Consider the following 14584-nt stretch of genomic DNA (forward strand, 5'->3'; position numbering starts at 1 on the left):
GTCACGGGGACGCGCCCTCTCCCCCATAGCCTTCGGCTTGGAGGTGCCCCCTGCCGCCGTACGCCTGCACGGACTTCGGTCGCGTCGTCGCAAACTCCCCACAAACGGCGCCGGTGCGGGATCATGTGGTCATGACCGAGGTGTCCTCCCTCACAGGGCGACTGCTCGTCGCGACACCGGCGCTGGCCGATCCGAACTTCGACCGCGCGGTGGTACTCCTCCTCGACCACGACGAGGAGGGCTCGCTCGGGGTTGTGCTCAACCGGCCCACGCCCGTGGACGTCGGCGACATCCTCGAGCCCTGGGCCGCGCTGGCGGGAGAGCCCGGGGTGGTCTTCCAGGGCGGTCCGGTGTCGATGGACTCGGCGCTGGGGGTGGCCGTGGTGCCCGGTGAGGCGGAGACGTTCGTGGGGGAGGGCCCGCTGGGCTGGCGGCGGGTGCACGGCGCGATCGGTCTTGTGGACCTGGAGGCGCCGCCCGAGCTGCTGGCCGCGGCGCTGGGTTCGCTGCGGATCTTCGCGGGATACGCGGGCTGGGGGCCGGGCCAGCTGGAGGAAGAACTGGTCGAGGGCGCGTGGTACGTGGTGGAGTCCGAGCCGGGGGACGTGTCGTCGCCGGACCCGGAGCAGCTGTGGCGCGCGGTGCTGCGGCGGCAGCGCAACGAACTGGCGATGGTGGCGACGTACCCGGACGATCCAAGCCTGAACTGAGGCGGTCCCCCGAGTACCCTTGGCTGGCATGAGCACTCTTGAGCCCGAGCGCGGGGCAGGGACCGGCACCCTCGTAGAGCCGACGCCGCAAGTGTCGCACGGCGACGGTGACCACGAGCGCTTCGCCCATTACGTACAGAAGGACAAGATCATGGCGAGCGCGCTCGACGGCACCCCCGTCGTGGCGCTCTGCGGGAAGGTCTGGGTCCCGGGGCGCGATCCGAAGAAGTATCCGGTGTGCCCGATGTGCAAAGAGATTTACGAGTCCATGGGCGCCGGTGGCGACAAGGACAAGGGCGGCAAGGGCGACAAGTAACTCCCCCAGCTGCCGCTGGGTGAGGGTCCCCCCGGCGAAGCCAGGGGGCGTGCCCCCAGCGCGGTTTATGGCCGACGGGCCCCGGCGCGGTGACGCGCCGGGGCCTGTGGTGTGCAACACACCGCAGGCCCTGCCACGCAGCACTTCGCGTACGGCCCCCGACGGCGACGACTGCCAGAACCGATGAGGCGGGTGCCGGGTCGGCGGAGCAGGGCCTGGCGCTGACGTCCTCCTCCCCCCGCGAGTCGGCGTCGTTCCGCTCGCCCGGCTGATTCCCGCCCGCCGGGTTCCCGTACGGCCGTCAGGCCGCGCACCGCGCGCCTCTGGCGGCCGTTCCGTTGCACATGATGCTTCGGCCGGTCACGAAGTGGTAGAGACCTCTTGTCGCGGCGGTGATGCCTGCCTAGCCTCCTCCGTGTTGTGCAGTACGAAACGCCCGTTGCGCATACTGCAACACGAGCCGTTGGGGGTTCTTCCGATGAAGCTCTCCGTCCGCCTCGCCGCCCCGACGGCGGCCCTCCTCCTCACCGGGCTCACCGCCACCGCGTGCGCCCCGTCCACCGCCGAGGACAGCGCATCCTCGGATGAGAAGAGCGGCACCCTGCGTGTCTGGCTCTTCCAAGAGGTCAACAACAAGCCCAAGGAGGCGGTGGTCGACAAGGCCGTCGCCGACTTCGAGAAGCAGCACGAGGGGGCGAAGGTCCAGGTCGACTACATACCTGTCGAAACCCGTGCGCAGAAGATCAAGGCAGCCTTCAACGACCCGAAGAGCGCCCCCGATCTCATCGAGTACGGCAACACCGACACCGCCGGTTACGTGAAGGACGGCGGACTCGCGGACGTCAGCAAGGAGTTCGGGGCCTGGGACGAGGCCGCGGACACCGACCCCACGGCCAAGGAGTCCGTCACCGTCGACGGAAAGGTGTACGGCGCGCCGCTGTCCGTCGGCGTACGGGCGTTGTACTACCGCACCGATGTGTTCGAGGATCTGGGCCTCGACGCCCCCAAGACGCAGGCGGAGCTGATCGAAACCGCCAAGAAGATCCGCGAGAAGCGCCCGGAGCTCTACGGGCTCGTGGTCGGCGGCGCATACACCTACGGCGCGATGCCCTTCATCTGGGCGAACGGCGGCGAACTGGCCACGGAGAAGGGCGGCCGTTACCAGTCCGCCATCAACAGCCCGGCCGCCCGCAAGGGCATCAAGGCGTACACCTCCCTGTTCGGCGACGACAACTGTCCCGCCGCCAAGTGCGCCGAGATGGGCGGCAACGACACGGTCACCGCCTTCGCCTCCGGCAAGGCGGGCATGGCCATCGGCGGCGACTTCAGCCACCAGGCCATGGAGGACGGCAAGGTCAAGGGCAAGTACGCGGTCGTGCCGCTGCCCGGCGTCAAGAAGGGCGAGATCGCTCCGGCCTTCGCGGGCGGCAACAACCTCGGCGTGCTGGGGAGCTCGTCGCACCGGACGCTGGCCGTCGACCTGATGAAGTCCCTGGCGGGGAAGGAGACGCAGCGGCAGTTCTTCGACGCGATGGGCTTCCTCCCGACGTACCCGGACGTCCGGGAGGACGTGGCGAAGAAGGAGCCGTTCGTCAAGCCCTTCGTCAAGACGCTCGACTCCGGCACCAATTTCGTCCCGGCCTCGCCCGCCTGGGCGACCATCGACAGCTCCCTCGTCCTGCCGACGATGTTCCAGGAGGTCGTGCGCGGCGACAAGAGCGTCGAGGAGGCCGCGAGCGGCGCGGCGAAGAAGATGGATGACGCCTTCGCCGCAACGGGCTGAGGCGATGTCCCAGAACGTCACCATGCCGGCCGCCACGGGGCAGCAGCAGCCCGTGGCGGCCCCGGCTCCGGCGCCGCCTCGTAACAGCCGCGTGCGCGCTCGGCGCCACGATGGGTGGACGCCCTGGCTCTATCTCGCCCCCGCGCTGGTCGTCCTCGGCGGGTTGCTCATCTACCCGATCTATCAGCTCGGGCTCATCTCGTTTCTGGAGTACACCCAGGCCCAGGTCAGCGGTGGCGAGCCGACCTCCTTCCAGGGCCTGGACAACTACGCCACGCTCTTCGGCGACAGCCAGTTCTGGCAGGTGCTGCTCGCGACGGTGCTGTTCGCGGCGGCGTGCGTGCTGTCCACCCTGGTCGTCGGCTGCGCGCTGGCCGTTCTCCTCACCCGGGTACGGGCCGTGCCCCGGCTGGCCCTGATGCTCGCCGCCCTCGGCGCCTGGGCCACGCCCGCCATCACCGGATCCACCGTCTGGGTCTTCCTCTTCGACCCCGACTTCGGTCCGGTCAACCGGGTGCTCACCTTCTTCGGACTGAGCGGATTCGCCGACTACTCCTGGACGTACGACCGGTACAGCACCTTTGCGCTGGTGCTGTTCGAGGTCGTCTGGTGTTCCTTCCCGTTCGTGATGGTGACCCTCTACGCGGGCATCAAGGCCATCCCGTCGGAGGTGCTGGAGGCCGCTTCGCTCGACGGCGCCTCGACCTGGCGGATCTGGCGCAGCGTGATGGCTCCCATGCTCCGGCCCATCCTGGTCGTGGTCACCATCCAGTCCGTCATCTGGGACTTCAAGGTCTTCACCCAGATCTACGTGATGACCGGTGGCGGCGGCATCGCGGGCCAGAACCTCGTCCTCAACGTCTACGCCTACCAGAAGGCCTTCGCGTCCTCGCAGTACAGCCTCGGCTCGGCGATCGGTGTCGTCATGCTGCTGATCCTGCTCGTGGTGACGCTCGGCTATCTGCGGCTCCTGCGACGACAAGGACATGAACTGTGAGCACGGCGAGTTTCCTGCGCATCCAGCGGCCGTGGCGGCTGGCGGCCGAAGCCACCGCCCTGATCGTCGCGGCCGTCGTCGCCTTCCCGCTCTACTGGATGGTGCTCTCCGCCTTCAAACCGGCGGGCGAAGTGCAGTCCACCGAGCCGCGGCCGTGGACCCTCGCCCCGTCGCTCGACGCGTTCCGCCGGGTCTTCGAACAGCAGGACTTCGGGCGCTACTTCGTCAACAGCCTGATGGTGGCGGGCACGGTCGTCCTCGCCTCGGCGCTGATCGCCTTTCTGGCCGCCACCGCCGTCACCCGCTTCCGCTTCCGGTTCCGTACCACGCTGCTGATCATGTTCCTCGTGGCGCAGATGGTGCCCATCGAGGCACTGACCATTCCGCTGTTCTTCCTGATGCGGGACCTCGGGAACACGGTGCCGGGGGTGGGTCTCAATACGCTGGGATCGCTGATCCTGCCCCACATCGCGTTCTCCCTGCCCTTCGCGATCTGGATGCTGCGGGGCTTCGTGAAAGCCGTGCCGGAGGCGCTGGAGGAGGCCGCGTACATCGACGGCGCGAGCCGCTCCCGCTTCCTGTGGCAGATCCTCTTCCCGCTGGTCTTCCCAGGACTAGTGGCGACCAGCGTCTTCTCCTTCATCTCGGCTTGGAATGACTTCCTCTTCGCGAAGTCCTTCATCATCAGCGCCACGGAGAATTCGACGCTGCCGATGGCGCTGCTGGTCTTCTTCAAACCCGACGAGAACGACTGGGGCGGAATCATGGCGGCGTCGACCGTGATGACCGTTCCCGTGCTGGTCTTCTTCGTCCTCGTACAGCGCCGCCTGGTTTCCGGACTCGGCGGTGCGGTGAAGGACTGACTGTGATGGGACCTTTGGCCGAGCTCCTCATCCCCGCCCCGGCCCGCGCACACCGACATGGGGACGGCGGGTGCTTCGCCTTGCGCCCCGGCACCCGGCTGACTGCCGGCGAGGGAGCCGGCGGCACCGAGCGCTGGCTGCGCAGCGAACTCGGTGCCGCGACCGGCCTTCCGCTGCCCTCCCGCGGCGATCGGGAGGACCGTCGGGACGACGACCGGGACGGGGCCATCCGGCTGTCCGTCCACCCGGAGGTCGCCGAGGACCTCGGCCGGGAGGGCTACCGGATGGCGGTGACGCAGACCGGCGTCGACCTGGTCGGTGGCGGTCCGGCCGGACTCTTCTGGGGGGCACAGACGCTTCGGCAGCTGCTCGGCCCGGACGCGTTCCGGCGGGCACCGCTCCCGGGTCGACAGTGGCGGCTGCCGTTCTGCGACATCCGGGACGCACCCCGCTTCGCGTGGCGGGGTCTGATGCTCGACGTCGCCCGGCACTTCATGCCCAAGGACGGCGTCCTGCGCTGTCTCGACCTGCTCGCCGCGCACAAGCTCAACGTCTTCCACCTCCACCTCACCGACGACCAGGGCTGGCGCATCGAGATCGAGCGGTATCCCAGGCTCACCGAGGTCGGCGGCTGGCGCGAGCGCACCAAGTACGGGCACCGGGCGTCCCCCCTCTGGGACGAGCGGCCGCACGGCGGTTACTACACCCAGGACGACATCCGCGAGATCGTCGCGTACGCCGCCGAGCGGCACATCACCGTCGTCCCCGAGATCGACATTCCGGGCCACTCGCAGGCCGCCATCGCCGCGTACCCGGACCTCGGCAACACGGATGTCGTCGACACGTCCTCCCTCGGCGTCTGGGACACCTGGGGCGTCAACCCCAACGTCCTCGCCCCCACCGACCACACCCTCCGCTTCTACGAGCGAGTGCTGGAGGAGGTCCTCGACCTCTTCCCGGCCGCCGACTCCCCGTTCATCCACATCGGCGGCGACGAGTGCCCCAAGGACCAGTGGAAGGCGTCCGCGACCGCCCAGGCCCGTATCAAGGAGCTCGGACTGGCGGACGAGGATGCGCTGCAGAGCTGGTTCATCCGGCACTTCGACCGCTGGCTCACTGATCGCGGTCGCAGGCTCATCGGGTGGGACGAGATCCTGGAGGGCCGGGTCGGAGCGCCCGGAGGCGAGACGACGGAGCTGGGCCTCGGGAAGGGCGCAGCCGTGTCGTCGTGGCGCGGCTACGCGGGCGGGATCGCCGCCGCGCAGGCCGGCCACGACGTCGTCATGTGCCCCGAGCAGCAGGTGTATCTCGATCACCGGCAGGCTCCGGGCGAGGACGAGCCGATGCCCATCGGCTTTGTCCGCACCCTGGAGGACGTCTACCGATTCGAGCCGGTGCCGCCGCAGTTGACGCCCGAGCAGGCCGCCCACGTCCTGGGCGCCCAGGCCAATGTGTGGACCGAAGTGATGGAGACCCGGCAGCGCGTCGACTACCAAGTCTTCCCGCGGCTCGCCGCGTTCGCCGAGGTCGTCTGGTCCGAGCTGCCGGCCCCCGGCGAACGCGACTTCGCCGCCTTCGAAGCCCGGATGGCCGCGCACTACGCCCGGCTCGACGCCCTCGGGGTCGACTACCGCCCGCCGTCCGGGCCACGGCCCTGGCAGCGGCGGCCTGCGCCCGAAGGCGTCGCTCTCGGACGCCCGATCGAGGGAGCGCCCCCGATCGTGTGAGCCGCGCGGAAGGCGCTCACCGGCGCTGCACGCCCCTGGAACCGTGGATCCTCACACGGCAGAAGCTGCGCAAGGCTCCGTGGAAACCTCCGGAAAAATCCGCGAAAGCGGCAACCCGCAGGTAAGGGTGGAAGGTCAAAAAACGGGCTATTTCCCCGCTAGGTGACGAACGTCTCCTAGCGGACCCCTGTGCCGGAGTCTTGCGAAGATGTGCCAGAGTTGCCACGTCCGGACTGTGAGCACGTACCGTACGGCGAACAGGCGGGACACCGGGAAGGGGCAGCTGGGTTGACCACGCACGCAGCGCAGACGGCACAGACGGTGACGTTGCCGGTCTCGCTCGACGAGGCCGTCGCGGCGCTGGCCGCCATGCCCGCCGCGGTGCCCGTCGCGGGCGGTACCGACCTCATGACCGCCGTGAATTCCGGCCTGCTGCGGCCCGCTGGGCTCGTCGGCCTCGGCCGGATCAGTGAGATCCGTGGCTGGCAGTACCAGGACGGCCACGCCCTGCTCGGCGCCGGCCTCACCCATGCGCGGATGGGACGGCCCGACTTCGCGGCGCTGATTCCCGCGCTCGCCGCCGCGGCGCGGGCCGCGGGACCGCCGCAGATCCGCAACGCGGGCACCCTCGGCGGCAACATCGTCACCGCGGCCCCCACCGGTGATGCGCTGCCCGTGCTCGCCGCCCTCGAGGCCACCCTGATCATCGCCGGGCCGGGAGGGGCGCGCCGCGAGATCCCGGTCAGCCATCTGCTGGCAGGGATGGAGATGCTGCGGCCGAGCGAGATCGTCGGCTTCGTCCGGGTGCCGCTGCTGCACGCTCCGCAGACGTTCCTCAAGGCCACCGGCCGTACGGGGCCGGGCCGCGCGACCGCGTCCGCCGCGGTCGTGCTCGACCCCGCGCGGCGCGAGGTCCGGTGTGCGGTCGGAGCGGTGGCGCCGATGCCGCTGCGGCCGTTGGAGGCCGAGCGCTGGGTGGCCGGGCTGATCGACTGGGACGGGGACCGCGGGCTCCCGCCCGAGGCGTGCGCGGCCTTCGGCGAGTACGTCGCCGCCGCCTGCATCCCCGACCCGCCACCCGAGATGGGGTCCCCCATGCCGGAGGCCGGGGGAGGGGCCGAACCGGCTGCTCTGCCACCCGCCGTGCTGCACCTGCGGCGTACGGTGGCGGCACTGGCCCGCCGAGCACTGGGGAGGGCGCTCGCATGAGTTCGGACCAGCCGCAGGAGCCGCAGCGGCGGCAGCCCGAGCAGGGCTGGCAGCCCCTACCCCAGGGCGGCGATTACGACTCCGAGGCCACGGCCTTCGTCCAGCTGCCGGACGGCATGTTCGACCCGTCCGCCATGCCACCGGGGTCGGATCCGCTGGCCGCGCCCGGCCAAGGCTACGTGCCACCGCCCCTGGCGCCCGGCGGGCCGCCGTCGCCCCCCGCCGAGTCCGCGGCTCCAAGAGCTCATGCCTCGGCCGACCCGGCAGCGACCGGGCAGTGGACCATGCCGTTCGCCGACCCGAGCCCCCGCCGCCCCCTCGGCATGGGCCCCCGCCGCGACCCCGGGCCGGCCCCGGGCCGGCGCGACGGCGGCTGGGGCGAGGCGGGCACCCCCGGCGGTGACGACGGCGCCACGGGCCAGTGGCGCATCCCTCCCGCCGCCGACGACTCCGTGGACGAATCCGGCGAATACCTGATGGACGGCCGCACGGGTACGGCCGGGGCGGGGCCGTACGGCAACGGCGCGCCCCTTGCGGGCGGTGAGCAGTGGTACGCCGGGGAGGGGACTGGGAGCCCGGCAGGTACGGGAGCCCAGTGGCCGGGCTCTCGGGCAGGGGAGCGGCTGCCCGACGCGCCGGAGGCGTCGCCGAACGGCGGGGCGGCGCGGAGCCCGCGCGAGCAGGGCGACTGGCGTACGACGGCCTCGGCGCCGACGGCCCCCTGGCCGGTCCCCGACGCAGATCCGCCGGTCGCGGACCCCTCGGCCGCGCCCCGCGGGGGCGCCGGCCCGCGCACCGACTCCCGTACCGACGCCCCCGCCGACGACGCGAGCCGCGCCTGGCCGAGACCCTCCGGCGAGAGCTGGCAGCCCGCGGCCCTGGACGAACTGCCGGGCCATACCCACCCCGGCCGCACCGACGACCGCCCGGATGCCGACCCCACAGGCGACAGCCGTTCACTGTCGGGCCACGCGGCCGAGGACGCGATCAACAGGGTCACGGGTGCCGGACCGGCCGCGCACGACTGGGCCGAGGCGACAACCGACGGGACGGCCACCGGCTCCGCCGCGTCGACGGACACCGCCCACGCGGCGCAGGCGGACACGGACTCGGGCGCCGACGCCACCGCGAGCGGCACGCGCGGCGCACCTGCCGCCGAGGCCACCGGCGTGCAGGACCACGCCGATGAGGCCGCCCCCCAGGACGCGGAAGCCACCGGGCCCGGGTCGGCCGAGCCGCACAGCGAGCATCCGCACGCGTCCTACGTGCTGACCGTCAACGGCGCCGACCGCCCCGTCACCAACGCCTGGATCGGCGAGTCCCTGCTCTACGTCCTGCGCGAGCGCCTGGGCCTCGCCGGCGCCAAGGACGGCTGCTCCCAGGGCGAGTGCGGCGCCTGTTCCATCCAGGTCGACGGGCGGCTCGTCGCGTCCTGCCTGGTGCCGGCGGCGACCACCGCGGGCAGCGAGATCCGTACGGTCGAGGGCCTGGCCGCCGACGGCGTCCCCTCCGACGTCCAGCGGGCGCTCGCGGCCGCCGGGGCCGTCCAGTGCGGCTTCTGCGTACCCGGCCTGGCGATGACCGTCCACGACCTGCTCAAGGGCAACCCCGCCCCGACCGAGCTGGAGACCCGGCAGGCGATCTGCGGCAACCTGTGCCGGTGTTCCGGCTACCGAGGCGTCCTGGACGCAGTGCGCCAAGTCGTCGAGAGCCGGGCGGAGTCGGCGGAGCCGGAGTCCGAAGCCGAACCTGCGGACACCCCCCGCATCCCCCAGCAGGCCCGCCCCGCGGAGGACTCGGCATGAGCGGCCACAACCTTCTCGTAGCGGAAAGGGCGGCGTGATGACTGGTCCTGACGCGGCCACCGCGACCCCGGCCGCGGGCACTCCGACGGACTCCGTCGAGTCCCCGGCGCACGGCCTCGGCGCGTCCGTCGCGCCCGCCGACGCGCTGGCCAAGACCACGGGCACCTTCCCGTACGCGTCCGATCTGTGGGCCGAGGGCCTGCTCTGGGCGGCCGTCCTCCGCTCACCCCACCCGCACGCCCGGATCGTCTCCATCGACACCTCGCAGGCGGCCGAGATGCCCGGCGTACGGGCCGTGGTGACCCACGAGGACGTACCCGGTGACGCCTGCCACGGCCGGAAGGTCGGGGACCGCAAAGTCGCCGACCGCCCGGTCTTCGCCAAGGACCTGGTCCGCCACCACGGTGAGCCGATCGCCGCCGTCGCCGCGGACCACCCCGACACCGCCCGCCTCGCCGCCGCCGCCATCGCCGTCGACTACGAGGTTCTGGAGCCCGTCACCGACCCGGAGAAGGCCTTCGCCGCCGAGCCGCTCCACCCCGACGGCAACCTCATCCGCCACATCCCCCTCCGCTACGGCGATCCCGACGTGACCGGGGAGGTCGTGGTCGAGGGCCTGTACCGGATCGGGCGCCAGGACCCAGCCCCCATCGGGGCCGAGGCCGGGCTCGCCGTGCCCCGGCCCGACGGCGGCGTGGAGATCTACACCGCCTCCACCGATCCGCACGCCGACCGCGAGCTGGCCGCTGCCTGCTTCGGGCTCGAGCCCGAGCGCGTGAAGGTCGTCGTCACCGGCGTGCCGGGGGCGATGGGCGACCGCGAGGACCCGGGCATGCAGCTGCCGCTGGGTCTGCTCGCCCTCAAGACCGGCTCCCCGGTGAAGCTCGCCGCCACCCGCGAGGAGTCCTTCCTCGGCCACGCCCACCGCCACCCCACCCTGCTGCGCTACCGCCACCACGCCGACTCCGAGGGCCGTCTGATCAAGGTCGAGGCGCAGATCCTGCTCGACGGAGGCGCGTACGCGGACTCGTCCGCCGACTCCCTCGCCGCGGCCGTCGCCTTCGCCGCGGGCCCGTACGTCGTGCCGCACGCCTTCGTCGAGGGCTGGGTCGTGCGCACCAACAACCCGCCGTCCGGACATGTCCGAGGCGAGGGCGCGATGCAGGTGTGCGCCGCGTACGAGGGCCAGATGGACAAACTCGCCGCCAAGCTCGGCATCGACCCGGTCGAGCTGCGGCTGCGCAATGTGATGGCCACCGGTGACCTGCTGCCGACGGGCCAGACGGTGACCTGCCCGGCGCCGGTGGCCGAACTGCTCCAGGCGGTACGGGACGCACCGCTGCCCCCGCTGCCTAAGGACGCCCCGGAGGAGGACTGGCTGCTGCCCGGCGGCCCGGAAGGCGCGGGCGAGCCGGGCGCGGTCCGGCGCGGCGTCGGCTACGCGCTGGGCATGGTGCACATGCTCGGCGCCGAGGGCGCGGACGAGGTCTCGACGGCGACGGTCCGGGTCAACGGCGGCGAGGCGACGGTGATCTGCGCCGCCGTCGAGACCGGCCAGGGCTTCTCCACCCTCGCCCGGCAGATCGTCCAGGAGGTGCTGGGCGTCGAGGAGGTGCACGTCGCCTCGGTCGACACCGACCAGCCGCCGGCCGGCCCGGCCTGCCACGGCCGGCACACCTGGGTCTCGGGCGGCGCGGTGGAGCGGGCCGCCAAGATGGTGCGTACGCAGCTGCTCCAGCCGCTGGCACACAAGTTCGGGATGTCTACGGAACTGTTGTCGATCGCGGACGGCAAGATCACCTCGTACGACGGAGTGCTCAGCACGACGGTCGCGGAGACACTGGACGGCAAGGAGCTGTGGGCCACCGCGCAGTGCCGCCCGCATCCGACCGAACCGTTGGACGAGACGGGCCAGGGCGACGCATTCGTGGGCATGGCCTTCTGCGCCGTGCGTGCCGTGGTCGACGTCGACGTCGAGCTCGGCACGGTGCGCGTTGTCGACATGTCGGTGGCGCAGGACGTCGGGAGGGTGCTGAACCCGCGTCAGCTGGCGGTCCGTATCGAAGCGGGTGTGACCCAAGGGGTGGGCGCGGCGCTCACGGAGAACCTCCGTACGTCGAAGGGCGTGGTCCGCCGGCCGGACCTGACCGGCTACGCACTTCCCACCGCCCTGGACGCGCCGGACATCCGGATCGTGAAGCTCGTCCAGGAGCGGGACGTCGTCGCGCCGTTCGGGGCGAAGGCGGCGAGCGCGGTGCCGGTGGTCACCTCCCCGGCGGCGGTCGCAGCGGCCGTCCGGGCGGCCACCGGCCGTCCGGTGAACCGCCTCCCCATCCGCCCCCAGGCCACGGTCGCGACGCCCCCGCGCTGACGCCTCTCGCCGCACCCCCCGGACGGGCCGGGCCGCGCACCCCGAACTTCCCGGCGCCGCCCGGGAAATGGGTGGATCCGCTCTGCGTTCGGGCACCGAGCCGCAGCTCGAAACGAATTCAGGGTTCGCTTCCCTCAGAACGCGTGGGGTTTCCTGTTGCCCAGCGCGAATCGCTACTGAGAACGCACAGGCCACCGGCCTGGGTCACCGGCGTCAGGCCGCCCACCAGGGCAGACGCAAGGCCCCAACGAGATCTTTGCCATCGTCGTGCCGTGGCCCGGCCCAGGGCGGGGCGTGAGGATCACGCGGTCTCTTCGAGGTCCTTGGAGTAGTGCTCGATGGACCGGCGGTACTGCTGCACGTAAGGGTCATGGCTGGTGGTGGCGAGCAGCGTCAGCAGGATCTGCATGGCTTCGTGATGACGCTCGATGTTGAACAGGGCCATCGCCAGAAACGTCTGCAGAGCCCCGTCGTCCGGGTACTGCGATACGCCGAGACGGAGGGTGTCGACGGCCATCGCATACCGACCGAGCACACGGTAGGTGCTTCCGAGGCCGAGGAAGGCGCCGCGGCGGTTTTCGTCCGAGAGCCCGGTCCCGCTCAGGCAGCGTTCGTAATGGGCAACAGCCTCCGATTCCAGTCCCAGACGGTCGTGGATGGCGGCTGTGCGGTAGGCGACTTCGGCGTCGTCGGGAAATCTCGTGGCCAGGGCCAGTAGGTGCTCTCGGGCTTCTTCGAGGCGTCCCTGGTCACGCAGCCGGATGGCTTCGGCCAGCAGGACTTCCTTGCTCTCTGAGGTCATGCGCACATCGTGGCAGGTCCGGTACCAGGCGATCAGCGTTGCCATGAGGGTCGCATCGGTGGCATCAAATGCTGCCGTACGAGAGTGGGCAGCCCCGCCTTGTGCTTCGAGACTGTCACGTCCAGCCGACGCGCCGCCTAGATGATCTATTCCAAGGGGTCAGTGATCGTAGGCGATCAGTGAGCGTAGGACGGGTTGTCCGGTGGCGTCGTTGTGCCAGGTCGCGGCGGTCAGCGCGAGGATGCGTTGCATGACGCGGGCTATGACACCTCCGGGTGTGCGCCCTCGGTGCCGTTCGAGGTCAAGCTGCCCCTTGAAGGTCTCGTTGATCGATTCGATGACCTGTCGCAGCGGCTTGAACAGGGCTGCGCCAGGCCGTTCCCGTTCACCTTTACGGGCAGGCCGCAGCAACTGGACTCCATGCTCGGGCAGTTCGCGTTCGAAACCACGGCCGAAGTAGTTCTTGTCGCCGATGAGAGTCTGTCGGGGGCGCTCTCGCAGAAGCTCGCATTCGGCTGCCAGGAGGTCAAGGAGGGTCTCGCGTTCGTCGGCCTTGGCCCCGGTCAGGGCGAAGGCGATGGGCAGGCCCTGAAGGGTGCAGACCAGGTGCAGGCGCAGGCCCCAGAAGAAGCGGCTGTGGCTGGCGCAGTAGCCGTATTCGGCCCAACCTGCCAGGTCGGAGCGTTTGACGGTCTCGCGGGAGCGGCCGCATTCCACCGGGGTGGAGTCCACGACCCATACGTCGTCGCTCCACACCGAGGTGGTGGTGGCCAGGATCCGGTTGACGCTTCGCATCAGACCGGCGGCCTTGCGCAGCCGCTTGTTGTAGCCGGGCTGCTGGGGCAGGTAGGGGAAGAGGTGGCGCAGGTGGGCACGGGCATGGCGGAGCCATTTGGCCTCGGAGGTGTAGCCGAGTATGGCCTGCATCGTGGCGAGGGTGACCAGTTCGGCATCGCTCAGGCGGGGCGTAATGCCGACCGGCGGGCGCCACGGCGCCAGGTCGGGATGCTCCTTCAGCATGTCGTCGGTCGTCGCATAGAGTGCTGTCGCGAGGGTGTCCACGTCGTTCGTCACAAAACGATCTTGGACACCCTCGTTCTCGTCTCCGCAGGCACCCCTTGGACCACACCACCAGGAGGAACCAGTGTCATGCCCGCAACTGCTCACCCCCGAGGAGAAGCTCGCCGACGCGAAGAAGCTGTTGAGCTTCCCGCGTATCGTCGTGATCTGCGGCTCCACCCGCTTCATGACCGAGATGACCGAGGCCGATCTGCGGGAGACCAAAGCCGGAAAGATTGTCGTCAAACCGGGCTGTGACATGAAGTCGCTGCACGAACTTTGGTCCGATCCTGTCGAGGCCGAGGCGCTGAAGGTTCGACTCGACGATCTGCATCGGGCGAAGATCCGGCTCGCTGATGAGGTGCTCGTAGTCGGCGACTACATCGGAGACAGCACCCGAGCCGAAATCGCCTACGCCCGGTCGCTGGGCAAGCCCGTGCGGTTCACGCACCCCGAAGTCGACCCTGACGCCTGACCGCCCGCTGCCACCTCGACAACCAGGGCCGGCAGCCCGCCACCTGACCGTCTCGCGGTGGCTTCGGCCGCCGCCCACCCCACACCCTCCGCAGGCATCCCTTGGAATTGATCATCTAGCAAGCCGGGGCTGCAGCAGGCTCGTTACTGAGGTGCGTAGTCACATTCACGACGGGGGACTTCCAGGCCCCGGTACTGGCTAACCGAGACCAATCTTGAGACCAAGAGGAATCATGAGGCGAGCTCTGCATGAGCCCCGCCCCTTGATCCTGGCAGCTCAGCGCGCTGGGCCGATGGAGGCCGTGACTGGAATCGAACCAGCGTAACTCGCTTTGCAGGCGAGCCCCTCAACCACTCGGGCACACGGCCGTGTGCTGTGCTTCGACGTCGACCGTAAGCGCGCGTTCCCGGCGAATCAATGAAAACGCGCGCCGTGCCATACGAATGCCATATGGCGTTCACAGATGC

Annotated in this window: 12 protein-coding genes and 1 tRNA gene; 10 read left to right on the forward strand and 3 right to left on the reverse strand. The window is 70.6% G+C overall.

All coding sequences use genetic code 11. From position 1 onward, the window contains the following. The first annotated feature begins 131 nt into the window (after positions 1 to 131). From ACTWQI_RS20065 to ACTWQI_RS20105, 9 genes are all read left to right on the forward strand, one after another. Entirely contained in the window at positions 132 to 710 is a 579-nt protein-coding gene (locus tag ACTWQI_RS20065; protein WP_443272312.1) for a YqgE/AlgH family protein, read from the forward strand. Between the two features lie 28 nt (positions 711 to 738). Further along, a complete protein-coding gene (locus ACTWQI_RS20070; RefSeq protein ID WP_443272314.1) occupies positions 739 to 1026 on the forward strand; it encodes a DUF3039 domain-containing protein in 288 nt (95 codons plus the stop codon). A gap of 478 nt (positions 1027 to 1504) precedes the next feature. Next, positions 1505 to 2809 (forward strand): extracellular solute-binding protein, encoded by a 1305-nt coding sequence (locus ACTWQI_RS20075; protein WP_443272316.1) that lies wholly within the window; start codon positions 1505 to 1507, stop codon positions 2807 to 2809. A gap of 4 nt (positions 2810 to 2813) precedes the next feature. After that, positions 2814 to 3806 carry a carbohydrate ABC transporter permease gene (locus ACTWQI_RS20080; protein WP_443272318.1) on the forward strand — a complete coding sequence of 331 codons (993 nt, stop codon included), beginning with the start codon at positions 2814 to 2816 and terminating at the stop codon, positions 3804 to 3806. Beyond that, positions 3803 to 4669 carry a carbohydrate ABC transporter permease gene (locus ACTWQI_RS20085; RefSeq protein WP_443272319.1) on the forward strand — a complete coding sequence of 289 codons (867 nt, stop codon included), beginning with the start codon at positions 3803 to 3805 and terminating at the stop codon, positions 4667 to 4669. Before ACTWQI_RS20080 ends, ACTWQI_RS20085 begins: the two co-directional genes overlap by 4 nt. 5 nt (positions 4670 to 4674) lie before the next feature. After that, the gene (locus tag ACTWQI_RS20090; protein ID WP_443272321.1) at positions 4675 to 6396 is read left to right on the forward strand and encodes a beta-N-acetylhexosaminidase; all 1722 of its coding nucleotides are present in this window, start codon (positions 4675 to 4677) and stop codon (positions 6394 to 6396) included. A 288-nt stretch (positions 6397 to 6684) separates the two neighbouring features. Then, complete coding sequence (locus tag ACTWQI_RS20095; protein WP_443272323.1) at positions 6685 to 7605, forward strand: FAD binding domain-containing protein; 921 nt, start codon at positions 6685 to 6687, stop codon at positions 7603 to 7605. Further along, positions 7602 to 9410 carry a 2Fe-2S iron-sulfur cluster-binding protein gene (locus ACTWQI_RS20100; RefSeq protein ID WP_443272325.1) on the forward strand — a complete coding sequence of 603 codons (1809 nt, stop codon included), beginning with the start codon at positions 7602 to 7604 and terminating at the stop codon, positions 9408 to 9410. The genes ACTWQI_RS20095 and ACTWQI_RS20100 overlap by 4 nt, the downstream gene beginning before the upstream one ends. A 37-nt stretch (positions 9411 to 9447) precedes the next feature. Beyond that, on the forward strand, positions 9448 to 11781 hold the full coding sequence (locus ACTWQI_RS20105) for a xanthine dehydrogenase family protein molybdopterin-binding subunit (RefSeq protein ID WP_443272326.1): 2334 nt from the start codon (positions 9448 to 9450) through the stop codon (positions 11779 to 11781). 301 nt (positions 11782 to 12082) lie between these two features. On the opposite strand, the gene ACTWQI_RS20110 is transcribed toward ACTWQI_RS20105, so the two are convergent. After that, entirely contained in the window at positions 12083 to 12583 is a 501-nt protein-coding gene (locus ACTWQI_RS20110) for a tetratricopeptide repeat protein (protein WP_443272449.1), read from the reverse strand. 159 nt (positions 12584 to 12742) lie between these two features. Next, positions 12743 to 13657, reverse strand: a complete 915-nt coding sequence (locus tag ACTWQI_RS20115; protein ID WP_443272327.1) for an IS982 family transposase — start codon at positions 13655 to 13657, stop codon at positions 12743 to 12745. 70 nt (positions 13658 to 13727) lie between these two features. Between ACTWQI_RS20115 and ACTWQI_RS20120 the strand changes: the two genes are divergently transcribed. Continuing rightward, positions 13728 to 14117, forward strand: coding sequence for a hypothetical protein (locus ACTWQI_RS20120; protein WP_443272328.1), 390 nt, complete (start codon positions 13728 to 13730; stop codon positions 14115 to 14117). Between the two features lie 293 nt (positions 14118 to 14410). Here ACTWQI_RS20120 and ACTWQI_RS20125 read toward each other — a convergent pair. Beyond that, positions 14411 to 14485 (reverse strand) — tRNA-Cys (locus tag ACTWQI_RS20125). Positions 14486 to 14584: the final 99 nt, after the last annotated feature.

Origin of the sequence: Streptomyces sp. KR80, from assembly GCF_052245555.1 — a bacterium.
GTDB lineage: Bacteria > Actinomycetota > Actinomycetes > Streptomycetales > Streptomycetaceae > Streptomyces.